Raw genomic sequence first — 25469 nt, 5'->3', positions numbered from 1 at the left:
AGCCTGACGACGCGTGCCAGCGCCAGACAGTCATGATGCACAGCCGCGTGATAGCCCTCGACGGCAAGGCTGGCATGAAACCCGCAAGAAACTTGGAAAACCATGGACGGCTTAGTGCGACGAAAGACCCGGCGTACCGCCTTCGGGCTGGATCTCGGCAGCCATCATGCCCTTGGACCCGGGCCCGAAGCGCACCAGCACATACTGGCCGGGACGCAGCTCGGTCATGCCGAAGCGGCGCAGGGTTTCCATATGGACGAAGATATCCGGCGTGCCTTCGCCGCAGCTGAGGAAGCCGAAGCCACGCAGCCGGTTGAACCACTTCACCTGCGCCCGCTCGAGGCCACTGGTAGGCGTCACGCTGACATGGGTGCGCGGCGGCAGCATCTGCGCGGGATGGATGGCAGTCGACTCGTCCATCGAGACAACGCGGAAAGCCTGATAGCCCTTGGACCGCTGGGTGCATTCAACGACCACACGGGCACCTTCATAGGCCGTCTGGTAGCCGTCGCGGCGAAGCACGGTCACATGTAAGAGCACGTCGGCTGCGCCATTGTCAGGAATGATGAAGCCATAACCCTTGGAGGCATCGAACCACTTGATGACACCGTTGATCTCGACGAGATCGACTGCGTTGCCTTCGCCGACACCCGCAAAGGGGTCGAGTGCGTCGCGGCTTGCGTTGCCTGAAAGCTCATTCCCTGGTCGCGGACCACCCGCTCCGGGAATCAGTCCCCCCAACCGCTTGGACTCAAATGCGTCCGACCCCATGGCCCCGGATCCCACTATCATTTGCGCTGTCAGCCCTGTCAGCGCCATCTCACATGCCCCATCGAAGCTAATTCACGATGGCGCGGTGCGAATCTTTCGATTCGAAGATAACACTGTCGCCTGATCAGCAAAGACAAAAAACGAACACAGTGACAGCTATGAACAGCTTGCGCTCAAACGAATCAGATGCGCATCAATTTCCGACGAATGGTCCGAGCGTTTCGCCGATATCATGGCGAATGACAAGGTCTGCGTGATCGTCCTGCTCGGTCGCCTCATTGTTGATGATGACAAGACGTGCACCGGCATGTTTCGCCATCATCGGGAATCCCGCTGCGGGCCACACGACGAGTGACGATCCAATCGCAATGAACAGATCGCAGTTCTGCGATAGCTCAGCTGCGCGACGCATCTCATCTTCAGGCATCGCCTGACCGAATGAGATCGTCGCAGCCTTCACGGGCTCGCCGCATACCGTGCAGTCTGGCGCCTGTCTTTCGGAATCGAATCTGCTCTTCACCCAATCGAGCTCATAGCGCCTCGCGCAACCAATGCAGCGCGCATAGGTCGTATTGCCGTGCAGCTCGATCACAGCGTCAGCCTTGAAGCCGGACGCTTGATGCAGGTTGTCGATGTTCTGGGTAATCACAGCGGGAATCTTGCCGGCCTTGTAGAGTGAGGCGAGCGCACGATGCCCCCGACCGGGCTTGGCCGCGGCGAAGGTCTCTTCCATCGCAAAGCGCCGGCGCCAAGCTTCATCCCGTGCATCCTGACTGGCGACGAACTCGTCGAACGGAATTGGCCGGTTACGGGTCCACAACCCGCCAGGCGAACGAAAGTCGGGAATGCCCGATTCGGTCGAGATCCCCGCACCGGTGAACGGCACGATGGTTCTGGCCTCGGCGATCATCTCACCAAGACGATCCACGCCAGTGCGAATGTCGGTTGCAATCATTGGAAGGTCCGAGAGGAAGTGATGCGACGACAATGCCGCAGACCGGGATCCGGTGCCATGCCGGGATCAACGCATGTTTCGCTTCGTCGCCACGTTTCCTGGATCTATTTCGCTTTGGCGCGTCCATTCCTGGCGGGCTTGTCGATCAAAAAGTCTTCCCGCTTGCGACCGGCGGCGATCTCCTTCGCGAGCCACCCCGCGACACCGCCGCGCCCGGTCCAGGTCTCTCCCGTCTTGGGATGGCGATACTTCGGTGGAACCTTGATGCCTTTGACGTGGCTGGTTTTACCATCGACGCTTCTGATCTGTGCGAGTTGCGCCTGCAATTCGGCACGGTGGGCCTGCAGTTGCTTGTCGATGTCCTCCCGCAATGCGAGGAGTTCGGGAACCGAAAGAGATTTGATATCAAGGGTCGGCATAAATAAGCTCCGATTAAATACGTCCGCACTCCTTCCCCAAGGCGCGCAAAATATGCGCCAGCGTGCGTCAATTAAATAAAATGTAGGCGGTGTCAAAACACCGCATCTGAATGAAATATCGGGACGAAGCTGAAATGCGCTCCGCCCTCAAGTATTCAAATACCGATCTGCGAAATCTTTATGCAGCCCGCGAAACGTCGGTGGAGAGCTCGCTCTTCGGCAGATCGTCCTTCTTCGGCTTTGCTACCGGCGTTGCCTGAGACTTCTTCACGGACTTGCCGTACTGCGCGAGCTTATCGAGTTCGGCTTCGAGCTCAGCCTGACGTGCAGCAACTTTTTCCGCCAGCTTGTCGGATGCATGATCACGCAGTGCCGCAAGTTCCTCGATGCTCAGTGAGTCCAGATCGATCTTGGCCATGGAAATCTCCGTTTGTTCGGAACTAGCGGTAACATCCATGCGCCGCAAGCGCGGCAGCGCGATCATCCACCGAAGACATCATGATGGATGCAATTCAATTGACGTCGAGCTCTTGCTTCGCAGACAATGCATGCGGGATTGAGGAAACGCGTCATGGCATCCTGGAAAGAAGAGCGTGACCGGCTGGTCGCGCAGACGCTCGCATTCGTACAGGAAGTCGCCGCGGCGCATCCGGTCGCGGCCCAGCGACTGAACATCTGGCAACCGCCGAGCCACGCACCGTCGTACGCGTCCGATTCAACGGAAACCGTCACCTCGCCTGCCATCACGGACGTCGATCGCTTGACGGCCCCTGCATTGATTGTACATGCGGCGAACGCGGCAATTGAAACCTCGGAGCGTAGTTCGCAGGACGTTCCTGTTGCAGGTCCAACCAACACGGCATCTCCTGTCCGGAAAGATCCGCTCTATTCGGGCCCATCTGAACGGGCCGAGATCCTCAAGCGCGTTGCGTCGTTCAAGGCTCGCCAGGCCCAGATGATCCACGAGCGCGACGTCTACTACGAAGCCATGCAGACGCGTATCCGAACAACGCTGCGGAACGATTCCGGGCGCGACCGGTTGTAAAGCCGGAGCAGCTTCCCCGATGCTCTGTTTTTAGAAAGCCCCGTCCTCCCCCGGCGGGGCTTTCGCCTTGGGGCTTCTACTCGAGAGCCGATCTGTTTGAGGGGGACGACCTGTCGGTCCGGGTTATTTGCCGAGGTGTCGCCGCACGGCGGCAACCGACGAGCCGACCTTTTCGATCGCGGCGTTCAATTCGGTCGGCGAGACGCTCAGCCGATAGGCCCAGTAGTCGCGTTGGGAAGCATCACTGGAATCGATCACCGGCGCCGGCCGGACGCCGCGTTCGGACGCCAGGACGGCGGCGACTGGCACGAGACTGATCATGCTGGCAGGGTAACACGTCGCCCATACAGCCCAAGCGAGCGCTCGCTCCAACGTTAACAGGCGATTGATGCAATCTCGGAAAGCCGCCCAGCCAAAGCAAGCCTTGCCGCGAGCGGTTACTGAACCACCGAGCCCAGCGAGGCCTGGATCTCATTGAGCGGGATGCACAGCTTCTTGCGGCGCAGGCCGCGAATGGCGCCGGTGACCTTCAAGATCTTGCCGGCCGCACATGACCCGTCCTGGACCAGCGCGCTCTCGTAAGGCGCCAGGATGAGCGGTTCAGCTGTCCGAATGGACTGAGCGGCGGAAGGTGTGGCCAACGCCACCAGAGAAATTCCAAAAGTCCCCAAAACCCAAAAACGCATGGTCGTCCCCAACGCAGCAAATACGCACCGGTCCAAGGGTAATCGTTCACGCCCTTCAATTTTTGCAGTCAGCTCTCCCCGAGCCGTTACCGCAATTATTGCCCCGGACCACCGCGAAACACAAAGTAATTTTCGCGCCGATTTCCGGTTTCAGTATAGGGTCAGAGCGTGACCTGCTCGTGACCGCACTCCTTGCAGGTGAAAGACACCCGCGCGACGCCCTTTGGCGCCGAAACCTTGTTCGCCGCGCCGCACTTGCCGCAGGTCGTCATAATCCGTGTGTCGCCCTGCTTCACCACCAGCGCCTTGCGCTCCATAGTCTCGCGGATCAGACGCTCGGCCTCTTCGCGCATTGCCTGCTTGCTCATGCAGCTCTCCTGACAGACGCCGAAGCAAAAGGCCCCGATCGAGCGGCCTTATAGCTGATGACAATGACACTCTCCATCGCGATCAGAATCGCCCCCCTGATCGCACCATTCCCCTGCAGAATTTCCGTGCATTCCAATCGGCCGCAGCGATATCCCGATGGACAGAACTGATGACCTGAACTAGAACAAATAGCGAACATCATTCGCCAATGTTTTATCGCGACGTCACAGGAATCGCCGGGTTGGCGGGGCATACGCGGCTGGAAAACAGGGAGACTGACATGGATTTGCAGGCACGTATCGACCTTTGGAAAAGCATCGATCCGGATCCGGAATTCTGCCGCAAGGCAGAACGAGAAATGCTGCTGTTGAGTTGTCAGGACGAAGACTGGGTCAACGCGCGGATGCGGGATTTCGAACAGGCGCTCGCATTGGAGAGTGTTGAATAACGGAACCCTTTGGCGTCGGCGGCGTTACGTCTGCGCTGGAACATCCAACCTCGCTTCACCGCGGTGATGCGAGGTTTTGTTTTGCCGGTGATTCGGTGCGGGAGATCTCAGCTTGCGTAAGCGTCGCGCGCTGCGACTTATCCACCGGTCGCCTTGCAAAGATCGGATTGATGCCGCATTCGGCATCGATGCTCTCCTTGGGGAGCGAAACGAAGAGAAGAGAATGAACGAAGAAAGAATTTCAGCGGCACGCGCCGACATGGAACGCCGGGTGGCAGAATTTCGCGAGAAGCAGGCGAAGTTTCAGCGCGAACGCGAAGACTATTACGAGACCACGATCGAAAAGGTACGGGCCACCGACTGGAACGAGTTCGTGACACCCCGTCAGGAGCGCCGCGTGCGGCACTAGCTACGATCTGCTCGCAGCAGCATTCAATAAAAAGCCCGCCATTATCTGGCGGGCTTTTTATTGAATGCGAGTCACTGCGCGTGCAGCTCAATAGGCCCGAAGCAATGCTCCGCCGGGCCGTGTTGGGCCCTACCAATAACCATAGCTGCGATAGTAACGCGGGCCATAGGCATAGGGGCCGGGACCATAGTAACCGCCATAATAAGCCGGACGGTAATAGCGCGGTCGATAATAGCCGTAGCCGGGACCGTAGCCATAATAGCGTGGGCCATATCCATATCCGTACGGTCCGTACGCGCCGCCATAGGCCCCCGCGGCCAGTGCACCTGCGGCAATACCAAAGCCGATTGCGGGACCCGGTCCCCAACCTCTACCCCATCCGCGCGCTTCAGCCGGCGCCGTCATGGCGGTCGTGCCGATGGCTGCGACAGTGGCCAGGATCAATGCTGCCTTTTTCATGTGATACCCTTTCTGTTCACCACCGGCCAAATAACGCCAAGCTTTTTTGTTGGTTTCAGGGCCTGTAAGATTTCACCGCTCGGGTTCCAGACCGGAAGTGTGTCATGATGCCCATTCGCTATGGCCGTGCGCAGCTCGCACGCCAGCTTCAGGCCTTTCACGCGGCGCACCCCGAATTCATCAGAGAGCGGCTTCGCGCTTTCGATGAGCACAACGGACGCGACAAGATGATTCCCGTGACGCATCGCAAAATGAAACCGTCACCCTATACGCGTCGCTTCGCTACGCTCCCCCGCGACAAGGCGCCGATTAGCTCCGGATGAAGCCTTAACGCGCCCCACACCGGCTTCACGTTTCATTCACCATGAGGGGCCGGTTATCGGAACGGCTCGCAAAGCCGACGCTTTCCTCTCCATGAATGTACGCGGTGTCGCACGGACACGCGTGCGAGCAGTGGAGTAATGGCGATGATTGAACAGATCGCGAAGATCGACAAAGCGCTCGACGAATTGCTCGTCGGCCTCGGCCAGATGGTTCTGCGCCTGTCGAGTCCGCATGTCACACGCACGCGCGAAGAGCGCAAGGCTCTTGTCCGCTCCGTCAATCAGTTCTCAACCTGCGCGGCCCGCTCCAGCGATCCGCGGGTCCTCAAGCTTGCCGAGGATCTGCAGGACACGCTCAAGCCACGTCTGCGCCTAGTCGCCAGCCGCTGACGGCACGACGTGCCCAAAACGTCCGCGCGGCAACGACGCAGGAACGTTTCTCCCTTTCACCGGTTGGCGAGACACAACCAGAAGGGAGACGGCTTATGCCCATCGAAGCAAGTGAACAAGGCAACCTCATTGGCAGCGACAAGGTCGAAGGCACCGCGGTGTTCGGCGCCGACGACCAGAAGATCGGATCGATCGAACGCGTGATGATCGACAAGAAGAGTGGCCGGGTGTCCTACGCTGTGCTCAGCTTCGGCGGCTTTCTCGGCATCGGCGACGATCACTATCCTCTCCCTTGGCAGTCGCTGAAATATGACACCGCACTCGGCGGCTATCGCACCGGCGTGACACAGCAGCAGCTGGAGAACGCCCCGAAATACGGCAATGACAATAGTTGGAATTGGGCTGACACATCGCGGGCCCGCGCGGTGAACGATTACTACGGCGTTCCCATGGGCATCTGACGCCCGGGATATACCACACAGCGGAACGGCACCCGATCGGGTGCCGTTCTTGTTTGCCCAGTCCGATGTATCGGCTCTAGCGCGCCAGTTCCTTGCGCACGGCCGCAGCCGCATTGCCGACTTTCTCTACTGTTGCCTGCAACTTCTCGCGGGACACGCCGAGCTGGTGGGTCCAGTATTTCACCTCATGCGCCTCGTGCATGTTGATCTTGCTGCGATCCGGTTGACCCTTGTTCTTCAGGTCGTTCATCGTCGTCGGCCTCTTCAATCAACTGGTTGATGTAAGTGGCGAGTTGCTCGCCGGCGTCATTGAATTCTTCGTCCACGCAAGGTGTCCCATATGCCGTTTGGTGAGTGCAAAACATGCACGACTGTGACTTGTTCCGGGCGCCGCTCACCTGCCACACAAGCAATTGTTCAAATGCCGGAGATTCCGCCAACCCGGCTTTAACTGCACTTCCAGAGCTCGGAGAACCCAATCGCACCCGCGGCATTATGGGAGATGATGTCCACAGCCCTTGTCGTTCAAACCGTCGAACTGAGGCCGAACCCGCCGCCTTACGGTCGGCTGTCATTGCGCACGGGGGCATGGGACCAGTTGCAGGCGAAACGGGCCTATGACGACCATCATGAGCCGCCGGAGGCGCCGGTCGAGCTCGACAAGAAGGTCTGAGGTAGCCAGCAGTCCGCGGCGATCCACGCTCTAGTGCGAAACACCCCCACCAATGCCGACGCTCCCGCCGACCCTGATGCAGGTCGACGTCCCCTCAACCTGGACGAAGCCGGCGCCGTATTGCTTACACGGATCTGCTTTTCGTGGTGCCGGCGTCATGCTCTGCTTCGTTGCCACTGGCTTCTTCGACGCCGCAGCAAAGGCCTGCAGCGGGATGACAGCGATCAGCAGTCCAACGATAATTCTCATGGTCTTCCCTCGCCGCTTGTATGCGGTCGTATAGCTCATTGGAACGAATGCCGCAGTGCGGTGTTTCCATGGCATGGGACCGAGAGAAGAAGATAATGGCGTATTGCTGCTCAGCGCGGTCGCGCTTGTCTGCGGAATGATCGCCTTCGTACCGTGGCTCCTCGAGCCGACACCCGCTGTTGCAAGCAAAAACACCCAGCGTGTCGCCCATGAGCGACCTGTGTCGCAAGAGCCGGTGCGCGTGATCATGCCCTTTAGCCCGAACACAACGCCGAGCCAGCGTTGACGCCTTGCTTGGCTAGTTGGCAGCCACAGGCTGGCCGGCGGTACGAGTGAGCTTGTCGGCTTTCAGCAGGACATGGTCCGTTGCCAGCTGCGGCCGGGCGAAGAAGCTCACGGCGACAAAGGCTGCGCAGAACAGAAATCCTACCAGCATCACCCGTCGATGCGTCGGCTTGTCGGCATTGTGAAACGAAGCGGACATGGTCACTCCCTCGATGGGAAATGAATAGCTCACTCTTATTTCCGCGCAATCATACTCTGGTTTTAACCTAACCGATGAAGGTTGCTTGGCTGAGCGGATTTTAACGAAGCCGTTGTGGACTGTTAATTTTCGGCGATCCCGCGATCAAACTAAACTACAGAACCGCATCGTAAAGCGACCCCGCCCGGTCGTTACTTCCTCGGCGTGTTACTTCTTATCGACGTTGTCCTGCGAGATCGGGGGAGCGCAGGTCTCCTTCGCATACTTCTCAGCGAGTTCGAATATTTCGCGACGGCGCTCCGGCTCGTTAATGGTGAGGTAAGTCACAACCATTTTTAAGGCCTCCTCGTCCGAAGCCCTTCCAAACCGCCACACGAGTAACACTCCCAAGTTGTACAGAAAGGTTTCGGAACCTTTTCCCTGTACGTTGAATTGAATGCCCATCAATATACGTAATATTACGATTAATTGGCCAATAAGTTCCGGGAGCGGTGATGATTGTCGGTCGGCCCATCTCGGAGATATGCAGGGAGCTTGCCATCTCGGCGCAGGCGAGCCATCAGACAGTTCTCGCGCAGATCCTGCGGATGGCTTCGCTCGAAGCCGCCCAGAGCGGCGTGCGTCATCATGAAGGCGATTCCAGTATCCAGGATCGATTGGTTGGCATCTGGGACTGGGACATCGCCAATGACCGCGTCTATGCAGACAGCAAATTCGCCCGCCTGTTCGGCGTCAATGCAGATTTGGCCTCGCGGGGCACGCCATTACAAGACTGGCTGGATGCCATTCATCCGGACGATATCAATGATGTCACCGCCGCCATCAATCGCTCACTGACGACCGGTCAGGTGTTCTCCCGTGAATATCGCGTCGTCTCTCACGGCGACACGCATTGGGTCTATGCGCGCGGCAAGTGCACGCTCGATTCGTCAGGCAAGGCGGTTCGGTTTCCCGGCGCCATCGTCGACATCACGCAGGAGAAGATCGAGGACTATAACCTCAGCATCGCTCCAACCTAATTCTGACCTTTGGGCTGCCCGCTTCACGACAAAATCGCCGGCAAAACGACAAGGGAGCCGACGGCTCGTTGCCTGCGGGAACGTAGCCTTACGCTACCCGTTATACTCGCATGGCAAAGAAATTTTTTAGCGTCGTCGTCGTTCGCTCCGTCGAGGAATCCGTGGAGATTGTTGTCGAGGCCAAGAGCGCCGACGACGCACATGTGGCGGCTATTCAGCATCTTCGGCAAAGCGGTGACGAATATGTGTGGGGAAAGCCGCGCAAGGATTTGACTGTCTGGCAAAAGCGGGAGATCGATACGCCAGCCATTGTCGATGTGAGCGCTTAAAAGCCAGCTAACCTCGCAATCCCGCAGATGTCCCGTCGTTGCCGCTACGATACCTGCCATTTGTCGTATTAAGCTGCTATGGCAAGCACCGCTGCCTTTGCAGTTGCAGGCCTGCGTCGACCATGGAGACAATCCAATGCGCTACCTTCACACCATGCTGCGCGTCCGCAATCTGGATGCGGCCCTGAAATTCTATGCCGATGCGCTCGGGCTCAAGGAAGTCCGCCGGGTCGACAACGACAAGGCGAAATTCACTCTGGTGTTCTTGTGCGCCGCCGAAGACGAGGCGCTGCTGGCCAACACCAAGGGCCGCGGCGCGCCGCTGGTCGAACTCACTTACAACTGGGACGAAGAGAAATATGGCGAGGATCGCTATTTCGGTCATCTCGCTTATGAGGTCGACGACATCTACGCGACCTGCGACCGGTTGATGAAGCTCGGTATCACCATCAATCGTCCGCCGCGCGATGGCCAGATGGCCTTCGTGCGATCGCCCGATCTGCATTCCATCGAGCTTCTGCAGAAAGGCGACGCACTGCCGCCGCAGGAGCCATGGTCGTCAATGCCCAACACCGGACATTGGTAACTCACAAAACGCATCGCTGCAGGTGCCGCGGTGGAACGCCATGAGCAGTGCCGCGTTGTTGATGCGATACTGATTTCATGGAGGCTGAGACAATGGGACGTGGAATTCTGCTCTGGCTGCTGGGTGTACCGATTCCGGTGATCATTCTGCTGTGGCTCTTCTTCGGTCGCTGACGCCTCCCAAGCTGAACCCATGAACAGGCCTCGCTCACGCGGGGCCTGTTTCGTTTGCGGGCTCGCTCCTTTGTGAGAGGTCAGCACGAGACCGGCCTTGCGATGGCGGCGCGTTGCTGGCTAAACCTGCGGCGCTTATTCGCCAGCGAGGTTCATCGTGTCACAGACTCCCACTCCATCCCTGCAGATCTGGGGCCGCGCCAATTCGGTCAATGTGCAAAAGGTTCTGTGGTGCTGCCATGAACTCGACGTCGCCTATGAGCGCATCGATGCCGGCATGCAATTTGGCCGTAACAGCGAGGCCGACTATCTGGCGATGAATCCCAACGGCCGCGTGCCCACCTTGGTGCAAGGCGATTTCGTGCTGTGGGAATCCAATTCCATCATGCGCTATGTCGCCCTGGCCTATGGCGCTACATCGCGCCTCTACCCATCCACGCCAAAGGTGCGCGCCGGGATGGAACGTTGGCTCGACTGGACACTGACGACACTGCAGCCGGCCGAGCGCCCGTTGTTCTGGGGACTGGTGCGGACGCCCGTCGCCGACCGCGACATGGCCGCGCTGCAGAAGGCTGCGGACGCCAATGCGGCACTGTGGGAGATGGTCGACCGGCAACTTTCCCATCAGACCTGGATGGAAGGCGACGATTTCAGCCTCGCCGATATCGCCATCGGTTGCTACGCACGGCGCTGGTTCGGCGTCGTGGGTGTCACGCGCCCTGCACTTCCGCATCTGCAACGCTGGTATCAGGTGATCTCGGCACGGCCGGGCTTCCAGACCTATGTCGCGCCGCCCCTCTCCTGAACGCAGGCGTTCGTTCGAACGTTAGTTCAGCGAACGTTCAAGCAGCAGGATGCCCATGATCACCACCAGCGTGATCGCGGCCACGACCAGGCGCATGGTCCAGTTCATGCCGCGGCCGATCCACCACAGCAGCGCGCAGCCCATCAATACGGGAATGACGATATCGGGGCGCACGATCGTGGGGCCCTACGCGATGAAGCGAACGCCCAGCGTCTTGCCGCGGCGCCAGACCACTTCACACATACGCCCGGTGCGTGCGTCGCGCGAGAAGGCCAGCTTCATCTTGTTGGGGACCGACGTGGGATCGTCGACGACGACCTTCGCGCCGGAGGTCGAGAGATCCAGCACATTGCATTGCCGGGCCGCGAATCCACCGTCCAGCGTGATCCATGCGGCCTGGTGTACGGACCGGCGTGTGTCGCGTTTTTTCGTCACTGCCATCGCATCACTCCACGCCCCCGGGAGAGAGCCTTAAGCCTGCATGCTTTAAGAACCGTTGAGAGGTGCAGAAGAGTTCGAAATGTCCTGTGCACAAGGTCCGTGCGCCGCGCATGGGGATCATCCACCTGATCCCTCACCGCCCACTTGCCGACCCGAACAAACGTCACTATACGTTCGGCCGCTGGCACCAAACTGATTTGCTTTCGGTCGGTGCCGCCCGCGATAGATCAGCCCTAAAGCTTTGATGTTGCGGCGATTTTAGAAATAGCCGTGCAGAACCGCGGTATCCTTGGCCTGATTTCGGGCCGCTGGATCGGCCGGGGTTTTTTGCTCCCTTCGTCTATCGGTTAGGACGCCACCCTTTCACGGTGGAGAGAGCGGTTCGATTCCGCTAGGGAGCGCCATTCGCGCACTGCCCTGGGTTAGGCCACGTTATTGCCACCCGAGCCTTATTTTCGTTGAACTTGGCCGCGAACCTCCCGAAATTCACGCGTTCTGGATGGTTTTGTCGCGGATTGGAACGATCACACGCCATAGGACTTCGAGTTTCATGGTCGAAATCATGCCGAGCGCTTCCCAGCACAGTTACGCGTCCGAGCCCAGTCACACCTGGCGCATTAGCCAGCAGCCGATCATGGTTGCGGCTGCGGCCCTGTTTCTGGTCGTGATCGGCATCGGCGGCATCTTCACGTGGCGCAGCTATAGCGGCGCAACGCCGGAGCCGGAGCGGCTCACCGCATCGCGCTTGCAACAGGCCCGTGTGGCGCAGGCGTCCGAACAGCTGATCGAAAAGACCAAAGGCATCGAGGCCACGCAGCAGCAGTCGATCGATCAGCTTCAGGTCGTGCAGGATCAGTTGCAGACCATGCAGCGTCTGATGACAGCGCAGCAGAACGAAGCGCGCAAGCTCAACGAGCAGGTCGGCGCCCTCACCTCCACGCTCGACACTCTCCGGCAGTCTTTTGCCAGCACCTCGGCGACTGACGACAAGCCTGCCGCGCGAGAGCAGCCGCGCCGCTCACGCTCCCGCGCTGCCGCAAGCAAGGGCCGTCAGAAGATGAAGATCGTTGTGCAGCGCAAGCGCCCCGGGGCGCGCGGCTAAGCCATCCCGCGCGATTGCTCCCGAGCACACGTGAACTGCTTGTACTCTCCGCAGCACCCCGCCTAGTCTGTCTGGCCGAACGCAATCTGCACTGCTCAAGGTGCGAGATCATGCGATACCGGCAGGGAGCGAGACATGAAGCATGACGGCGGCGATCACCTTCACGCGCACGACAGCGCGATGACCGAGAAATACGGCAGCACCACACTGGCAACACTCCGCAAGATCTACGGCAAGTTCTTCGCAGCCGGGCACCCCGACACGCTCACCCTCAGTGAAGTGCTGCCGAAGCTCAACGACACGTCGCTCAGTCAGCTCCGCCGCGATCACGACACCGGACATCTCAAGAAGAAGATCTCGAAGGCGGCGTGATGCGACGCGTTGGCGCTGTGGCTAGAACGCCTTGCGCAGCAACATCACGGTCAGAACGATCACGACGACCGGCGCTCCCAATGTCACCGGCAGCAGCCACGGACTGTCGGCGTCGATGAGTGTGCCGGGAATGACGCCGATCAAGGCATGATCGACGATCCAGACCATTGCGGACACGATACTGGCGGTTTCGAACTTCAGACGCGGCATGCCGGCGATGCCCGCGACGCTGGTGACCAGTGCGCGCGCCGGCCCGATATGGTAGCCGACCATGATCGCCGCGATGCCGTAGCGCTCGAATAGCCCGCGTACCCGCGCCACCAGTTGCTGACGCGATTGGAGCATCCGCATCTCCAGCAGCCTCGGCCCGCACCGTTTGCCGAGCTCATAGGACACGCTCATGCCGAGCACCGCGCCGCCGATGGCCCAAAGGACGAAAGTCCAGGACACCACGCCGGCGCCGATCAGCACCCCTGTCGCCGTCACGATGGCGGCGGCCGGCACCACGAAACTGGAGCCGACCAGACATCCGAAGAAGGCGATGACGAAGCCAAGCGGTCCAGCCCAATCGGCTTGCGCGGCGATTAGCGCCGAGATTTTCTGAATAATGTCCATCAGGGAGGAGATTCCGAACCGGCGCGCTGTGTTTCGTCCATCACCAGCAATGAAACAAAACCGCGGTCGAAGAAACCGTTTCCTCGCCTCCGCGCAAACCGCCTGAAGCGAACGCCCTCTATCCCATCGCTCCAACGACGCGCCGATCGGCGCACGGATGGACACAAGATCGAGGGACACACGATGACATTCACCACCGCGAAGCTCGCCGCCGCCACCGTTCTTGCATTCGGCATGCTGACCACCGTCTGCCACGCCTACAGCGCCGAACAGGAACAGCTTTGCACGGGCGATGCGATGCGACTGTGCAGTTCGGAAATCCCGGATGTCGATCGCGTCACGGCTTGCATGATCCGCAACAAGTCTCAGCTAAGCGATGGCTGCAAGTCGGTCTTTGCGCCTGCGTCGGCCTATCAGCCGGCATCGCTACGGACCACGAAGCCGGTCAATCTGGTGCCGGCCCGGATTCGTTGACGCCTAGCGCCGGCGCGCCACGGCGACGCCGAGCAGAAAAGCAACCAGCAGCGACCCCAGCGGCGCTTCGCGTGCGACATTGGCCAGGATGCTCAACGGCATCCCTGGCTTCTTGCCGGACTCGATGGCACCGCCGATACGGTGCGCGGTCTCGGTCACCGCCTCTTTCACATCCGTGATCGTTTCTGTGATTGTCGACCTGGCCTCAGGCACGGGCTCGACGCCTTCGTAGATGTAGGGGGGGGTCTTTGCGTCGTCGGCCATGGTCATTTCCCGTGCAGTATGAGCTGTGTCAGCCCAATCGACCGAACACTGATTGGTTCCGGCCCTGGCCCGGGCCCGCTAGCTTCTCTTTTGTCGCAGGCGGCTCCCGCAAGAGTCACTCTTTCCGGTCTGCCCGGCCGTCTATAATTAAGTTCCATGAACCTGCTCGAATCGCTCCCCACCGTGATCGGTATCGCCGCCGTGGCACCAGCTCTGCTGTTGCTGTGGCTGGTGATTGCTGCCGATGAACGGCCGGGACCGCCCGGGTTGGTCTGGGCGTCATTCCTGCTGGGGGCCGCCAGCATCTCCCTGCTCGGCTATGCTCGCGCGCTGTTCGCGGCAATTCCGGGTCTTACGGACAACCCGACCCTGGCCATGGTGCTCCACGCCGTGTTTGGCGTCGCCGCGCCGGAGGAGATCGTGAAGATCTTCGTCATCATCGCGGTGTCCACCCAGCGCGCCCGGACGGCCGATCCAATGGACACGGTGGTTTACGGCGCCGCCGCCGGCCTCGGCTTCGCCGCCTACGAGAATCTCGTCTATCTCCTGCAATATCCCGAGATGTGGCGGACGCTCGCGGTGCTGCGCAGCGTACTGACCGTGCCGTTTCACGGCGCGCTCGGCGTCATCGCCGGCGCCTATATCGCCATCACCCGCTCCGGCCGCGCGCTCGGCGCCCATCGCCGCGACGGCTGGGCTTTCATTCGCACACCCATGCTCATTGTTCTCGCGCCGGTGACGCTGCATGCCTGTTTCGATCTTCCTTTGCTGACGCTGCAGCGACATCCGGAGATCGTCGGCGTGATGCGCCGCGTGCTCGAGGCCGCCGGCGTGGTGATTGGCTTCGGCACCATTGCGCTGGCGGCGCGGCTGGTCAGGCGGATCGGCGCGCATCATGCGCCACATACCGAGGTGTCACGCGAGCGGCTCAGCCAGTTGCGCGGCATGTGGGCGCTGCTGGTCGCCGGCGGCGGCGCGGGCTTTGCCGGCACAGCCTTTTTGCTGACCTCGATTCATCACTGGTTTACGAACCCGGCGCGCAACGTCACCATGGTGCTGATCCCACTCGGTCTGGCATCGATCGCCATCGGGGCAGTGCTGCTGGTGCTGACGACGACGGCCTATATTCTCGGTCGCAACCGCATGCGCACGGCCGCACCGGCCATGACCATGCAGTCGTAACGTTCAAGACCTCGCGCGACATTCGAGTTATACCCGATCAACAAACTTGCACGCTTCCGCGTGTGAGCGGATAAATGCGAGGCACGGCCAGCATGCTGCCGGCCAGATCGGGACATCGCCGCCATGACCATGCCGCCCAACCTCGCCGAGTTGCAATCGAAGATGAGCGCCGCCGTGCGCGCACATTGGAAGGCATTTCTGATCGAGGGCATCGTGCTGGTGATCCTCGGCTTCGCCGCGATGATCGTGCCGCAGGTGGCCAGTATCGCCGTTACCGTCATGCTTGGCTGGATGTTCTTCATCTCGGGCGTTGCAGCGCTGCTGATGACTTTCTGGGCCCGTCAGACACCAGGCTTCATCTGGTCGCTGATTTCAGCAATCCTCGGCATCGGCGCCGGCATCATTCTGCTTACGCGCCCGGCCGAAAGCACGCTGACACTGACATTCGTGGTTGGCGTCTATTTCCTCGCCGAGGGCGTAGCGACCATCATGTACGCGCTCCAGCATCGCAAGGAATTGTCGGAGCGCTGGAGCTGGATGGCCTTCTCCGGCCTGATGGATATCGTGATCGCCTTCATCATCATCTCGGGCCTGCCCGGCACGGCAGCCTGGGCCATCGGCTTGATGGTCGGCATCAATCTGGTGATCGGCGGCGCTTCGCTGATCGGCTTGGCGATGGCCGCCCGCAAGAAGGCCTGACCCCGCCAACTGTCTGCAGGGGCTCAGCAGCCCTTGCAGATATTCTTGATCATGCGATCAAGTTCGCGATCCTGCGCGTCAATGCGGGACGGATCGTTCTTGCCGGTCTCGGGCGGCAGATCACCCGGGCGTGGCTGGCGATGGCCGACGGGAGCCTCTGGCAGAGCGCCGCCGCTGTTGGTCTGTGTGGTCGGCTGCGAGCGCAGGCCCTTGGGTGGCAGGTTGCGGGACGAATCCTGCGCCAGAGCCAGCGAATGGCCGAGAACGAACAGGCCTGCCGTCATCACGAACAATGTTTTCATTTTTTGTCTCCGACACCAGGTGGCGCGTGTAAGCCGATCGCTACGGCTTCGGTGGATAGATATGAACGTCGCCGCAGTAATCCACAACACGATAGACCGATTCCGCAGAAGCTTCACCGTCAGGCTTGAGGCTGATTGAAGAATTCTCAGACAAATATTCGGGACCGATCGGCGCCTTGCCATAACCGCCGGGAATATCGAGCACATAATCCGGCTGGCACAATCCGGAAACATTGCCTCGAATGGCGCGCATCAAGGCCTGTCCCTCCGCGATGCTGGTGCGCAAATGTGCGGTGCCGGGCGCGAGGTCGCCATGATGCAGATAATAGGGCTTGATGCGGCATTCGACGAAGCCGCGCATCAGTGCCGTCAGCGTCGCCGCATCGTCATTGACGCCGCGCAGCAATACCGACTGGCTCACCATGGGAATGCCGGCATCCACCATCAGCGCGCAGGCCGCACGTGCAGCATCCGTCAGCTCGCGCGGATGATTGGCATGCAGCGCCACCCATGTGCTGGCACCCGTGACCTTCAATGCCTCCACCATCTCCGCGCTCACGCGGCCGGGATCGGCCACGGGGACCCGCGTATGCAATCGAATGATCTTTACATGCGGGATATCAGCGAGATCCGCCATGATCTCGCTCAATCGTCGCGGCGACAGCATGAGGGGATCGCCGCCGGTGAGGATTACCTCCCAGATCTCGTCATGGCTGCGAATGTAATCCAGCGCGGCTGAATAGGCGTCGGGTGACAGCGCGGTCTCCTTGCCCGGCCCCACCATCTCGCGGCGGAAACAGAACCGGCAATACACCGCGCAGACATGTACCAGCTTGAACAGCACACGGTCGGGATAGCGATGCACGATGCCGTCGATTGGCGCGTGGGCGTGATCACCGATCGGATCAGCGTTCTCTTCAGGCTGCGCGTTCAGTTCATCCACACTCGGAATGTACTGACGCGCGATCGGATCGTTGGGATCGCTGCTGTCGATCAGTGCGGCTACGGCCGGCGTCACCGCAACGGCATAACGCGCGGCGACTTTCTCCAGATCAGCCAACGTCGACGCCGGCGCGAGACCGTTTGCAATGAGCTCGCCGGGTTGTCGCAGGGTTGTTGCAACTTTCACGTGACGGTTCATGACGCACCTGCGGGCGGCGTCCACACCACCAGATCGATCCGCGTCGCGCGGGACGCCAGCATCACCAGCCGGTCGAAGCCGAGTGCTACGCCAGATGCTGCCGGCATTGCCGCCACGGCTTCAAGAAACTCCTCATCGAGCGGATAGCGCTCGCCATAGCGACGCTCCTTTTCATCCATCGCTTCCGTGAAGCGGCGGCGCTGTTCGTCAGCATCGGTCAGCTCGCCGAAGCCATTGGCGAGTTCGACGCCGCAGGCATAGACCTCAAAGCGTTCGGCGATGCGTGGATCACCCGCTTTTGCGCGCGCCAATGCCGCCTCCGGTGACGGATATTCGAACAATACCGTCATTCGCCCCTGCCCGAGATGCGGCTCGACATGCTCGACCAGAATCTTGCTGAAAATATCCGACCAGGTATCGTCGTCGCTGATCCGCACCTTGCCAGTTGCCGCAGCCGCCAGCTTAGCGCGATCACCCTCGGCACCATCAATGCTTGCGAGCAGATCGATATCCGCAAAACGCGTGAACGCCGCTGCCACGGTCAGCATCTCCGGCTCCGCAAATGGATCGGCAACCTGACCGCGAAACGTGAACTGCTTGGTGCCTGTCGCCTGCGCGGCGCATGCAATGATCGCCACGCAATCGGCGATCACGGCCTCATAGCTCTCTTCGGCACGATACCATTCCAGCATCGTGAATTCAGGCAGGTGCTTGTCGCCGCGCTCCCGGTCGCGAAACACCCGGGCGAATTCGAAGATCCTGGCCTCGCCGGCCGCCAGCAGTTTCTTGCAGGCGAATTCCGGCGATGTCCGCAGATACCGCAAGAGCCGCTCGCCGTCGCGGTCGATCAATGTCGTCTTTGGCGCATGCAGATGGGTCTCATTGCCCGGTGAGACCTGCAGGACGCCAGTCTCGACCTCCAGGAAGCCCTGAGCCTCGAACCACGCACGGATACTCTTCGTGATCGCACCCCGCGCCAGCAGGAAGCCCCGGCGGTCCTGGTGCCGCGCCGGGCTCCACCAGGGCGACGGACGGTTAGTTCCAGTCATCAGCAAACGGCCCTTTTGGGTTGCAAAACGCTGGCATCGCCGCGTGAAATCAGTATGTTGCCCCCCGAAACCGCTTCGCTGGCCACGGGACACACACGTCCGGATCGGTCCCGGGCCTGAAATCTAGGAAATATATCTGTGAAAGTCATCGCCAGTTCTATTCGCAAGGGCAACGTCATCGAGCAGGAAGGCAAGCTCTACGTGGTTCTGTCCGCGGAGAACATCCACCCCGGCAAGGGAACTCCTGTCAGTCAGATCGAAATGCGCCGAATCAGCGACGGTGTGAAGATCTCGGAGCGCTACAAGACCACTGACCAGGTGGAAAAGGCGACGATTGAAGACCAGAATTTCAATTACCTTTACAAGGATGCCGACGGCTTCCACTTCATGAACAACGACAATTACGACCAGGTTCAGGTGCAGAAAGACGTCATCGGTGATGCCGAGCCTTATCTGCAGGAGAACATGACCGTGAAGCTGTCGCTGCATGGTCTGGTTCCGGTGGCGATCCAGATGCCGCAGCGCGCGACCCTCGAAGTCGTCGATACCGAGCCGGTGACCAAGGGCCAGACCGCATCGTCGTCCTACAAGCCCGCGATGCTGTCCAACGGCGTCCGCACCAACGTGCCGCCGCATGTCGGCACCGGCACCCGCATCGTGGTGCTGATCGAGGACGGCTCCTACATCGAACGCGCCAAGGACTAAAAGCTCCCGACCGTCGCAGGATTGCCGCAGCTTTTTCGCTAGACCGCCGGAAGCCCAAAAGGGCTGTCGGCGGTCTTTTTCATGCGTGACTTCAGTACGTTGGCTGCCTCCCCGCGCCGCGACGCATTGCCCCTGCCGCCGCGCAAGTCATGCGGCTACAATGGGGTATGACCACGCGCGATTCCCTGATCGACCGACGCCGCCTGCTCCGTTCCGGCCTGGGTGCCGGCGCGCTGTTGGCGCTGCCCAAGACCGCCTTTGCGGCGCCCGCGGGCTTCGACGCGTGGCGCGACGGCTTTCGTGCAAAGGCAATTGCCAAAGGCGTCTCCGACGCGACCTATTCGCGCGTGATGGGCCGCACCGAGCCGGACATGTCCGTGTTCACCAAGATGCAGAAGCAGCCGGAATTTCACGAGCAGCTCTGGCAATACATCAATCGCCGCGCCTCCGACTGGCGCATCGCCGCCGGCAAGGAGGCGCTGCGCAAGAACGAAGCCGTGTTCGACCGCATCGAGCGCGACTTCGGCGTCGAGCGCGGCACGCTGCTGGCGCTTTGGGGCGTCGAGTCCGCCTATGGCGATCCCATCGTGCAACAGAACCATATGCGGCCGGTATTTCCGTCGCTCGCCGCACTGGCGTGGAACGAACCGCGCCGCCGCGCGTATTGGGAAACCGAACTCATCAACGCGCTGAAGATCGTCGACAAGGGCTGGGGCACGCCGGACGAGATGCGCGGCTCATGGGCCGGCGCGATGGGGCATACGCAATGGATGCCTGAGGTGTGGCTCAATGTCGGAATCGACTATGACCGCGACGGCCGCGTCTCGCCGTTCGGCAAGCCCGATGATGCACTCGGCTCCAGCGCACGCTTCCTCGTCAATCGCGGCAAATATCCACGCGGCGAACATTGGGGCTACGAGGTCCGCGCCAACGGCGCCGCCTCATCGGATAGCAATCGCAGCTTTGCAGCATGGTCTTCGGCAGGCGTCACGCGTGCCGACGGCCAGCCTTTCCCGCAGCCGAATGCCAATGCCAAGCTCTGGGTGCCTGTGCAGGGCGGCCCGGCCTTCCTGCTCGGTCAGGGCTTCTATGCGGTGCGCAGCTACAATCCGTCGATGAACTATGCGCTGGCGATCTGCCATCTCGGCGATCGCATTCTCGGCGCGCCGCCTTTCCTCCAGCCGTTCCCCGGCTCGGAACGCGCGCTGACGCTCGCCGAAGTGCAGGAAGTGCAGACCCGCCTCACTCGTGCCGGCTTCGACACCGGCGGCACCGATGGCCGCGTCGGCAACGACACGATGAAGGCGGTGAAGGACTATCAGACGAAGATGGGTCTGCTGCCGGCGGATGGCTATGGCGGGCTGAAGGTCCTCGCGCGGTTGCGGCAAGGCGGCTGAGCCGCTCCGTCAAATCCCCGCCATGCGCTGCGGATCGACATAACGATCATAGTCTTCACCCGAGAGCAGTCCCAGCGCGATCGCGGCTTCGCGCGGTGTGATGGTTTCGTCCAGCGCCTTGGCTGTGATGAGTGCGACCTTGTCGTAACCGATCACCGGATTGAGGGCTGTCGCGAGCAGCGGCGCATTGGCGACATTCGCAGCGAGCTGTCGCCGATCGACGTCGAGATCTCGGATCAATCGGGACGTGAAGACATCGATGCCATCGGCGAGAATGCGGATCGACTGCAAGACGTTGTAGATGATCACCGGCTTGGCAACGTTGAGCTCGAAATTGCCGGATGAGCTGGCTGCGGTGACGACGGCGTTGTTGCCCGTCACCTGAAAACACACCTGCGCAAGCATTTCGGCGATGGTGGGATTGCGCTTGCCGGGCATGATCGACGACGTCAGTCCGTCATGCGGGATGACGAGTTCACCGAACCCGCAGCGCGGACCCGAGCCGAGGAAGCGCACGTCGTTCGCAATCTTCAGCAGCGTCACAGCCAAGCCGTTGAGCGTGCCGGACACTTCGACAAGCGCGTCATGCGCGCCCATGCCTTCGAACTTGCTCGGATTCGGGACGAACGCAACGCCGGTCAATGCGTTCAGGTGCTCGCAAAAGGCGCTGTCGAATCCCTTTGGCGCATTGAGCCCCGAGCCGACGGCCGTGCCGCCCTGGGGCAGCATCAGCAGACGCGGAAACACTGCTTCGATGCGGTCGATGGCATGATCGACCTGGCGGGCGAAGGCATCGAACGCCTGGCCCATTGTCATCGGCACCGCATCCATCAAATGCGTGCGTCCGATCTTCAGGACGTCAGAGAACGCGTCCGCCTTGGCGCGGAGATCATCGCGCAGCGTCTGCAAGGCCGGGAGCAAGCGCCCGCGCAACTCCAGCGCCGTTGCCACATGCATCACGGTCGGAAAGCTGTCATTCGACGACTGCGAACAATTGACGTGATCGTTGGGATGAACGGGCGATTTGGTCCCGAGCGGCTGGCCCAGCAATTCATTGGCGCGGTTCGCGATCACCTCATTGGCGTTCATGTTGGTCTGGGTGCCGGAGCCGGTCTGCCAGATCGGCAACGGGAAATGATCGTCGAAACGGCCCTGCTGAAGTTCGAGTGCCGCTGTTTCGATCGGCGCCGCGATCTCCGGCGCGATTATCCCGAGTTGCAGATTGGCGCGAACGGCCGCGATCTTCTGCAGAGCGAATGCACGGATAAGCGCGACCGGGAAACGCTCATCGCTGACCTGGAAGACCTCAAGCGCGCGTTGGGTCTGCGCGCCCCAATAGCGATCCTTTAGCACCGCGATGGTGCCGAAGGAGTCGTGTTCCATGCGAGCGTCACTCACGACTCTTGCTCACTGCGCGCCGACAACGCCCGCCGCCTTGATGATGGGCGTCCACTTGTCGATCTCAGATTTCAGATGCGCGGCCAGCGCATCGGGGGTGGCCCGTTCCGGCGCCACAGGCTGCACGCCGAGCCCGGCAAGCCGGCTCTTCACGGTCTCGTCCTTCAGCGCGACGTTCAATGCAGCAACGAGTTTGTCGATGATCGGCTTGGGCGTGCCCTTCGGCGCGAACAGACCGTACCAGACGGTGTAGGTAAAGCCCGGCAGACCGGCTTCGGCTGTCGTGGGCAGTTTTGGCAGCGCTGGCGCCTTCTCGGTGCTGGTGACAGCGTAGCCCTTGATCGTGCCGCCATCGACATTACCGACCACGTTGACGATCTGGTCGCACATGACGTCGACCTGCCCACTCATCATGTCGTTCATCGCCGGACCAGCGCCGCGATAGGCGATCTGGGTCGGCTGCGTACCGGTCGCTGTATTGAGCAGCAAGCCGCACAGATGCGAGGCCGATCCGATGCCGGCATGCGCGTAGTTCACTTTCTCCTTGTTCGTCTTCATCCAGGCGATCAGCTCGGCGAGATTGGCGGCCGGGAGATCCTTGCGTGCCACGAACACTGATGGCAGATCGACAGCGAGACCGATCGGCTCGTAGTCCTTGATCGGATCGTATTTGAGCTTGGGATACAGCGCCGGATTGGTCGCGTGGCTGATATGGATCAGCAGCAGATTGTAGCCATCCGGCGGCGAGGCCGCGACCTTGGCGCTGCCGATGGAGCCGCCGGCGCCCGTCGTGTTCTCGACGATGACCTGCTGCTTCAGCGGCCCGCTCATGCCCTGGGCCAGCAGCCGCGCGATGGTGTCACCGGGGCCACCTGCCGAATACGGCATGTTCATGGTGATGGTACGGATCGGATAATCCTGCGCGAGGCTTGGGCCGGCCAGCAGCGCACCGGCGAGCACGAATGCGGTCGTCAAAATGTTCTTCGTCATCGAAATTCCTCCCCTGTTTTGTCTGTTGTTTCAGCGTCCGCTCATACTCAGCGCGCGATCGACCATCGGACCGCACAGGCCGAGATAGTTGGCCGGGTCGCAGTGACGACGGATGGCATCCTTGCCGCCAAGCGCTTCGGTGATTTCCGGAACCTCGGCGAGAATGTCCGCGAGCTGTCCGCCACCTTCGATCGCCTTGCGGCAGGCGTCGTAGACAACGTCATGCGCATGCTGGCGGCCGAGTTTCGGCGCGGCTGCCATCATCACCGCTTCGGCGACGATAAGACCGCGTGTCAGATCCAGATTCTCCAGCATCCGTTTCTCGTGAACCACGAGTCCGGCCAGCATGAATTTGGCATTGGCCAGCGACGAGGCGGTGAGCAGGAAGCTCTCCGGCAACGACACCCATTCGAGGTGCCACGGCCCCGTTGCACGTTCCAGGTCATGGATCATGCCGTCGAGCATGGTCGCGACGTGCTGGCGCACCGCCTTGGCAGCGGCGAGCATCAGTTCGCTTGAAATCGCGTTACGCTTCTGCGGCATCGTCGATGACGCACCGCGACCGGGCACGAAAGGTTCGGACACTTCGCCGAATTCGGACGATGACAACAGCATCACGTCGGTGGCGATCTTGCCGAGCGTACCGGTGATCAGGCCGAGCAGCGTGACCGCCTCGGCGATGCCGTCGCGGGCGACATGCCAGGTGATCGAGGGCTGATGCAGGCCGAGTTCCTCGCAGAACAGCTTTTGCATCTCCAGGCCGCCCTCGCCCACCGACGCGAGCGTCCCCGCGGCGCCGGAGAATTCGCCGAGCAGGATGCGCGGCAGTGCCTGATCGACGCGTTCGATGTGACGATCGATGGAAGAGAGCCAGACGGCGGCCTTGTAGCCGAAGGTAACCGGCAGGGCCTGCTGCAGATGGGTGCGCCCGGCCATCGGCGTGTCGCGATATTTTTTTGCCATGGCAGCGAGGATGTCGCGGACCTCGCGCAGATCACGTGCAACGATCTGCAGCGCCGCGCGGATCTGCAGGACGTTGGCGGTGTCCATGATGTCCTGGGTGGTCGCACCCCAATGGACGTAGCGGCCCGCCTCTCCGGCGGCCTCGGAGAGCTGATGGACCAGCGGCAGGATCGGGTAGCCGACGATTTCGGTCTCAGCGCGGAGCTTGTCGAAATCGATCCGGATCGATTTGGCGGCAGCCTCGATGGCCTGCGCGGCTTCCTTTGGCACGACGCCGAGACGGGCCTGGGCGTGGGCCAGCGCGACTTCGGCCTCGATGTAGCGGCCCACCAGGGCTTCGTCGGCGAAGACCGCCCGCATTTCCGCGGTGCCGAACATGTCCCGAAACAGGATCGAATCGAAAACCGTGCTGCCCATAACGCTTCCTCTTATTATGTTCGTACATATTAAATTGTCCGAACATAAACCATGTGTCAATCTCCTTCCTTGACGAGATGGCCGCCAATCAGGCTTCCATCGTGCGATCAGGGACTTAGGGGTCGAGGGACAACGGTGGAAAAGCGTTACGCGTTCGTGGCCCGAGCACTGACCGAGGCCATCGCCGACGGACGGCATCCGGTCGGGTCCGTGCTGCCGACAGAGTTCGAGCTGGCGGACCAGTTCGCCGTGAGCCGGTCGACTGTGCGCGCGGCGATGCAGGAGCTTCAGGCGTCCGGCCTTGTCAGCCGGAAGCGCAATGCCGGGACGCGCGTCGAAGCGACCTCTCCGGCCAAGGGCGGCGATGGCTTTACGCAGGCACTCAATACGATCGAGGCGGTGCAGCAGTTCGGCACCGAGACCGAGCGACACGTACAGCGTGTCACCGACATCGTCGCGGACAGCGAGCTGGCAAGCCAGCTCGGATGCCAACCCGGCCGCCGCTGGCTGTGCATCTCAAGTCTGCGCACAATTCCAGGCGACGTCACACAGACGCCGATCTGCTGGACGGACGTGTATATCGACGGCGCCTTCGCCGATGAGGTGCGCGCGAAGATGGGCGGGCATCACGAGATCTTCGGTATGCTCGTCGAGAAAATCTCGGGACGACGCTTCGTCGAGATCCGGCAGGACATTTCTGCGGTTGGCGTCTCGGACGTGATGGCGGAGCCACTGAAGGCAATGACTGGCGCGCATGCGCTGTCGATTCGGCGGCAGTATCTGTTCGCCTCAAACGAGCTGGCTGAGGTCTCGCTCAGCATTCATCCGGCAGATCGGTATCGGTATTCGACCAGACTGCTCCGCCGGCAGGACACAAATGGATGAGTGCGCCGGTCAAGCCGGGA

At 61.0% G+C, this 25469-nt stretch carries 40 protein-coding genes and 1 tRNA gene; 19 read left to right on the top strand and 22 right to left on the bottom strand.

Annotated features, from left to right (window positions below; genetic code table 11):
- Window positions 1-111: 111 nt before the first annotated feature.
- The 4 genes from AB8A38_RS04665 to AB8A38_RS04650 form a co-directional block, all read right to left on the bottom strand.
- Window positions 112-771, bottom strand: a complete 660-nt coding sequence (locus AB8A38_RS04665) for a cold-shock protein (protein WP_315842175.1) — start codon at window positions 769-771, stop codon at window positions 112-114.
- Between the two features lie 193 nt (window positions 772-964).
- The gene (locus AB8A38_RS04660; protein WP_439085132.1) at window positions 965-1726 is read right to left on the bottom strand and encodes an SIR2 family NAD-dependent protein deacylase; all 762 of its coding nucleotides are present in this window, start codon (window positions 1724-1726) and stop codon (window positions 965-967) included.
- A 104-nt stretch (window positions 1727-1830) separates the two neighbouring features.
- Entirely contained in the window at window positions 1831-2145 is a 315-nt protein-coding gene (locus AB8A38_RS04655; protein ID WP_315842177.1) for an H-NS histone family protein, read from the bottom strand.
- A gap of 178 nt (window positions 2146-2323) precedes the next feature.
- Window positions 2324-2563, bottom strand: coding sequence for a hypothetical protein (locus AB8A38_RS04650; protein WP_315842178.1), 240 nt, complete (start codon window positions 2561-2563; stop codon window positions 2324-2326).
- 153 nt (window positions 2564-2716) lie between these two features.
- Between AB8A38_RS04650 and AB8A38_RS04645 the strand changes: the two genes are divergently transcribed.
- Entirely contained in the window at window positions 2717-3190 is a 474-nt protein-coding gene (locus tag AB8A38_RS04645; protein ID WP_315842179.1) for a hypothetical protein, read from the top strand.
- Between the two features lie 123 nt (window positions 3191-3313).
- On the opposite strand, the gene AB8A38_RS04640 is transcribed toward AB8A38_RS04645, so the two are convergent.
- The 3 genes from AB8A38_RS04640 to AB8A38_RS04630 form a co-directional block, all read right to left on the bottom strand.
- A complete protein-coding gene (locus AB8A38_RS04640) occupies window positions 3314-3499 on the bottom strand; it encodes a DUF3606 domain-containing protein (RefSeq protein WP_315842180.1) in 186 nt (61 codons plus the stop codon).
- Window positions 3500-3627: 128 nt separating this feature from the next.
- On the bottom strand, window positions 3628-3837 hold the full coding sequence (locus AB8A38_RS04635) for a hypothetical protein (protein ID WP_093758512.1): 210 nt from the start codon (window positions 3835-3837) through the stop codon (window positions 3628-3630).
- Between the two features lie 200 nt (window positions 3838-4037).
- A complete protein-coding gene (locus AB8A38_RS04630) occupies window positions 4038-4244 on the bottom strand; it encodes a hypothetical protein (RefSeq protein WP_089264246.1) in 207 nt (68 codons plus the stop codon).
- Window positions 4245-4525: 281 nt separating this feature from the next.
- Here AB8A38_RS04630 and AB8A38_RS04625 point away from each other — a divergent pair, with 281 nt between their 5' ends.
- Complete coding sequence (locus tag AB8A38_RS04625) at window positions 4526-4693, top strand: hypothetical protein (RefSeq protein ID WP_439085130.1); 168 nt, start codon at window positions 4526-4528, stop codon at window positions 4691-4693.
- Window positions 4694-4916: 223 nt separating this feature from the next.
- Window positions 4917-5102, top strand: coding sequence for a hypothetical protein (locus AB8A38_RS04620; protein ID WP_139069921.1), 186 nt, complete (start codon window positions 4917-4919; stop codon window positions 5100-5102).
- 129 nt (window positions 5103-5231) lie between these two features.
- Here AB8A38_RS04620 and AB8A38_RS04615 read toward each other — a convergent pair whose 3' ends face one another.
- Window positions 5232-5561 (bottom strand): hypothetical protein, encoded by a 330-nt coding sequence (locus AB8A38_RS04615; RefSeq protein WP_315842183.1) that lies wholly within the window; start codon window positions 5559-5561, stop codon window positions 5232-5234.
- A gap of 467 nt (window positions 5562-6028) precedes the next feature.
- On the opposite strand from AB8A38_RS04615, the gene AB8A38_RS04610 reads away from it, so the two are divergent.
- Together AB8A38_RS04610 and AB8A38_RS04605 are read left to right on the top strand one after the other, a co-directional pair.
- Window positions 6029-6274, top strand: a complete 246-nt coding sequence (locus AB8A38_RS04610) for a hypothetical protein (protein ID WP_315842184.1) — start codon at window positions 6029-6031, stop codon at window positions 6272-6274.
- A gap of 95 nt (window positions 6275-6369) precedes the next feature.
- The gene (locus AB8A38_RS04605; protein WP_089264240.1) at window positions 6370-6735 is read left to right on the top strand and encodes a PRC-barrel domain-containing protein; all 366 of its coding nucleotides are present in this window, start codon (window positions 6370-6372) and stop codon (window positions 6733-6735) included.
- A 76-nt stretch (window positions 6736-6811) separates the two neighbouring features.
- Here the strand turns inward: AB8A38_RS04605 and AB8A38_RS04600 are convergent, their stop codons facing one another.
- Window positions 6812-6985: a DUF3606 domain-containing protein gene (locus AB8A38_RS04600; protein WP_439085128.1), complete on the bottom strand. Its 174-nt coding sequence runs from the start codon at window positions 6983-6985 to the stop codon at window positions 6812-6814.
- 255 nt (window positions 6986-7240) lie between these two features.
- Between AB8A38_RS04600 and AB8A38_RS04595 the strand changes: the two genes are divergently transcribed.
- The gene (locus tag AB8A38_RS04595) at window positions 7241-7408 is read left to right on the top strand and encodes a hypothetical protein (RefSeq protein WP_170849665.1); all 168 of its coding nucleotides are present in this window, start codon (window positions 7241-7243) and stop codon (window positions 7406-7408) included.
- A 30-nt stretch (window positions 7409-7438) separates the two neighbouring features.
- On the opposite strand, the gene AB8A38_RS04590 is transcribed toward AB8A38_RS04595, so the two are convergent.
- The 3 genes from AB8A38_RS04590 to AB8A38_RS04580 form a co-directional block, all read right to left on the bottom strand.
- A complete protein-coding gene (locus AB8A38_RS04590) occupies window positions 7439-7657 on the bottom strand; it encodes a hypothetical protein (protein ID WP_439085127.1) in 219 nt (72 codons plus the stop codon).
- A 298-nt stretch (window positions 7658-7955) separates the two neighbouring features.
- Complete coding sequence (locus AB8A38_RS04585; RefSeq protein ID WP_315842187.1) at window positions 7956-8141, bottom strand: hypothetical protein; 186 nt, start codon at window positions 8139-8141, stop codon at window positions 7956-7958.
- A 207-nt stretch (window positions 8142-8348) separates the two neighbouring features.
- The gene (locus tag AB8A38_RS04580) at window positions 8349-8474 is read right to left on the bottom strand and encodes a hypothetical protein (RefSeq protein WP_283805494.1); all 126 of its coding nucleotides are present in this window, start codon (window positions 8472-8474) and stop codon (window positions 8349-8351) included.
- A gap of 254 nt (window positions 8475-8728) precedes the next feature.
- Here AB8A38_RS04580 and AB8A38_RS04575 point away from each other — a divergent pair, with 254 nt between their 5' ends.
- From AB8A38_RS04575 to AB8A38_RS04560, 4 genes are all read left to right on the top strand, one after another.
- Window positions 8729-9160 carry a PAS domain-containing protein gene (locus AB8A38_RS04575; protein ID WP_439085126.1) on the top strand — a complete coding sequence of 144 codons (432 nt, stop codon included), beginning with the start codon at window positions 8729-8731 and terminating at the stop codon, window positions 9158-9160.
- 110 nt (window positions 9161-9270) lie between these two features.
- On the top strand, window positions 9271-9489 hold the full coding sequence (locus AB8A38_RS04570) for a hypothetical protein (RefSeq protein WP_315842189.1): 219 nt from the start codon (window positions 9271-9273) through the stop codon (window positions 9487-9489).
- 136 nt (window positions 9490-9625) lie between these two features.
- Window positions 9626-10075 (top strand): VOC family protein, encoded by a 450-nt coding sequence (locus AB8A38_RS04565; protein ID WP_439085125.1) that lies wholly within the window; start codon window positions 9626-9628, stop codon window positions 10073-10075.
- A gap of 330 nt (window positions 10076-10405) precedes the next feature.
- Window positions 10406-11053 (top strand): glutathione S-transferase family protein, encoded by a 648-nt coding sequence (locus tag AB8A38_RS04560; RefSeq protein WP_315842191.1) that lies wholly within the window; start codon window positions 10406-10408, stop codon window positions 11051-11053.
- A gap of 21 nt (window positions 11054-11074) precedes the next feature.
- Here the strand turns inward: AB8A38_RS04560 and AB8A38_RS04555 are convergent, their stop codons facing one another.
- Entirely contained in the window at window positions 11075-11227 is a 153-nt protein-coding gene (locus tag AB8A38_RS04555; RefSeq protein ID WP_158005731.1) for a hypothetical protein, read from the bottom strand.
- A 12-nt stretch (window positions 11228-11239) separates the two neighbouring features.
- On the bottom strand, window positions 11240-11494 hold the full coding sequence (locus AB8A38_RS04550; protein WP_068736534.1) for a PilZ domain-containing protein: 255 nt from the start codon (window positions 11492-11494) through the stop codon (window positions 11240-11242).
- Window positions 11495-11823: 329 nt separating this feature from the next.
- Here AB8A38_RS04550 and AB8A38_RS04545 point away from each other — a divergent pair.
- From AB8A38_RS04545 to AB8A38_RS04535, 3 genes are all read left to right on the top strand, one after another.
- A tRNA-Glu gene (locus AB8A38_RS04545) sits at window positions 11824-11898 on the top strand.
- 158 nt (window positions 11899-12056) lie between these two features.
- Window positions 12057-12596, top strand: coding sequence for a hypothetical protein (locus tag AB8A38_RS04540; RefSeq protein WP_120290300.1), 540 nt, complete (start codon window positions 12057-12059; stop codon window positions 12594-12596).
- A 135-nt stretch (window positions 12597-12731) separates the two neighbouring features.
- Window positions 12732-12968, top strand: a complete 237-nt coding sequence (locus AB8A38_RS04535; protein WP_068736536.1) for a hypothetical protein — start codon at window positions 12732-12734, stop codon at window positions 12966-12968.
- A 21-nt stretch (window positions 12969-12989) separates the two neighbouring features.
- Here AB8A38_RS04535 and AB8A38_RS04530 read toward each other — a convergent pair whose 3' ends face one another.
- Window positions 12990-13583: a DedA family protein gene (locus tag AB8A38_RS04530; RefSeq protein ID WP_439085124.1), complete on the bottom strand. Its 594-nt coding sequence runs from the start codon at window positions 13581-13583 to the stop codon at window positions 12990-12992.
- A 183-nt stretch (window positions 13584-13766) separates the two neighbouring features.
- Here AB8A38_RS04530 and AB8A38_RS04525 point away from each other — a divergent pair, with 183 nt between their 5' ends.
- Window positions 13767-14057 (top strand): hypothetical protein, encoded by a 291-nt coding sequence (locus AB8A38_RS04525; RefSeq protein ID WP_175368942.1) that lies wholly within the window; start codon window positions 13767-13769, stop codon window positions 14055-14057.
- A gap of 3 nt (window positions 14058-14060) precedes the next feature.
- On the opposite strand, the gene AB8A38_RS04520 is transcribed toward AB8A38_RS04525, so the two are convergent.
- Window positions 14061-14321 (bottom strand): hypothetical protein, encoded by a 261-nt coding sequence (locus AB8A38_RS04520; RefSeq protein ID WP_068736902.1) that lies wholly within the window; start codon window positions 14319-14321, stop codon window positions 14061-14063.
- Between the two features lie 156 nt (window positions 14322-14477).
- On the opposite strand from AB8A38_RS04520, the gene AB8A38_RS04515 reads away from it, so the two are divergent.
- Window positions 14478-15503 carry a PrsW family glutamic-type intramembrane protease gene (locus tag AB8A38_RS04515; RefSeq protein ID WP_315842261.1) on the top strand — a complete coding sequence of 342 codons (1026 nt, stop codon included), beginning with the start codon at window positions 14478-14480 and terminating at the stop codon, window positions 15501-15503.
- Between the two features lie 123 nt (window positions 15504-15626).
- Entirely contained in the window at window positions 15627-16202 is a 576-nt protein-coding gene (locus tag AB8A38_RS04510; protein WP_309946144.1) for an HdeD family acid-resistance protein, read from the top strand.
- 23 nt (window positions 16203-16225) lie between these two features.
- Here the strand turns inward: AB8A38_RS04510 and AB8A38_RS04505 are convergent, their stop codons facing one another.
- The 3 genes from AB8A38_RS04505 to epmA are packed head-to-tail and all read right to left on the bottom strand — an operon-like array spanning window position 16226 to window position 18694.
- Entirely contained in the window at window positions 16226-16504 is a 279-nt protein-coding gene (locus AB8A38_RS04505; RefSeq protein ID WP_081422013.1) for a hypothetical protein, read from the bottom strand.
- A gap of 40 nt (window positions 16505-16544) precedes the next feature.
- Window positions 16545-17645, bottom strand: coding sequence for a lysine-2,3-aminomutase-like protein (locus AB8A38_RS04500; RefSeq protein ID WP_439085123.1), 1101 nt, complete (start codon window positions 17643-17645; stop codon window positions 16545-16547).
- A complete protein-coding gene (gene epmA, locus AB8A38_RS04495) occupies window positions 17642-18694 on the bottom strand; it encodes an EF-P lysine aminoacylase EpmA (protein WP_439085122.1) in 1053 nt (350 codons plus the stop codon). Before epmA ends, AB8A38_RS04500 begins: the two co-directional genes overlap by 4 nt.
- A 138-nt stretch (window positions 18695-18832) precedes the next feature.
- On the opposite strand from epmA, the gene efp reads away from it, so the two are divergent.
- On the top strand, window positions 18833-19399 hold the full coding sequence (gene efp / locus AB8A38_RS04490) for an elongation factor P (RefSeq protein WP_068736546.1): 567 nt from the start codon (window positions 18833-18835) through the stop codon (window positions 19397-19399).
- 167 nt (window positions 19400-19566) lie between these two features.
- Entirely contained in the window at window positions 19567-20796 is a 1230-nt protein-coding gene (locus tag AB8A38_RS04485; RefSeq protein ID WP_315842264.1) for a lytic murein transglycosylase, read from the top strand.
- A 9-nt stretch (window positions 20797-20805) separates the two neighbouring features.
- Here the strand turns inward: AB8A38_RS04485 and AB8A38_RS04480 are convergent, their stop codons facing one another.
- Genes AB8A38_RS04480 through AB8A38_RS04470 form a run of 3 tightly spaced genes read right to left on the bottom strand, consistent with a single transcriptional unit; the run spans window position 20806 to window position 24564 of the window.
- A complete protein-coding gene (locus AB8A38_RS04480; RefSeq protein ID WP_439085121.1) occupies window positions 20806-22194 on the bottom strand; it encodes a class II fumarate hydratase in 1389 nt (462 codons plus the stop codon).
- Window positions 22195-22203: 9 nt separating this feature from the next.
- A complete protein-coding gene (locus AB8A38_RS04475) occupies window positions 22204-23190 on the bottom strand; it encodes a tripartite tricarboxylate transporter substrate-binding protein (protein WP_439088458.1) in 987 nt (328 codons plus the stop codon).
- A 24-nt stretch (window positions 23191-23214) separates the two neighbouring features.
- A complete protein-coding gene (locus tag AB8A38_RS04470) occupies window positions 23215-24564 on the bottom strand; it encodes a class-II fumarase/aspartase family protein (protein WP_439085120.1) in 1350 nt (449 codons plus the stop codon).
- A 135-nt stretch (window positions 24565-24699) separates the two neighbouring features.
- Here AB8A38_RS04470 and AB8A38_RS04465 point away from each other — a divergent pair, with 135 nt between their 5' ends.
- Window positions 24700-25449 carry a GntR family transcriptional regulator gene (locus tag AB8A38_RS04465; RefSeq protein WP_439085119.1) on the top strand — a complete coding sequence of 250 codons (750 nt, stop codon included), beginning with the start codon at window positions 24700-24702 and terminating at the stop codon, window positions 25447-25449.
- Window positions 25450-25469 lie beyond the last annotated feature (20 nt).

Source organism: Tardiphaga sp. 839_C3_N1_4 (assembly GCF_051811045.1).
In the GTDB taxonomy this organism is placed as follows: domain Bacteria; phylum Pseudomonadota; class Alphaproteobacteria; order Rhizobiales; family Xanthobacteraceae; genus Tardiphaga.
The sequence above is the reverse complement of the archived record's forward strand: the minus strand, read 5'-3'. Positions and strand labels throughout refer to the sequence as shown.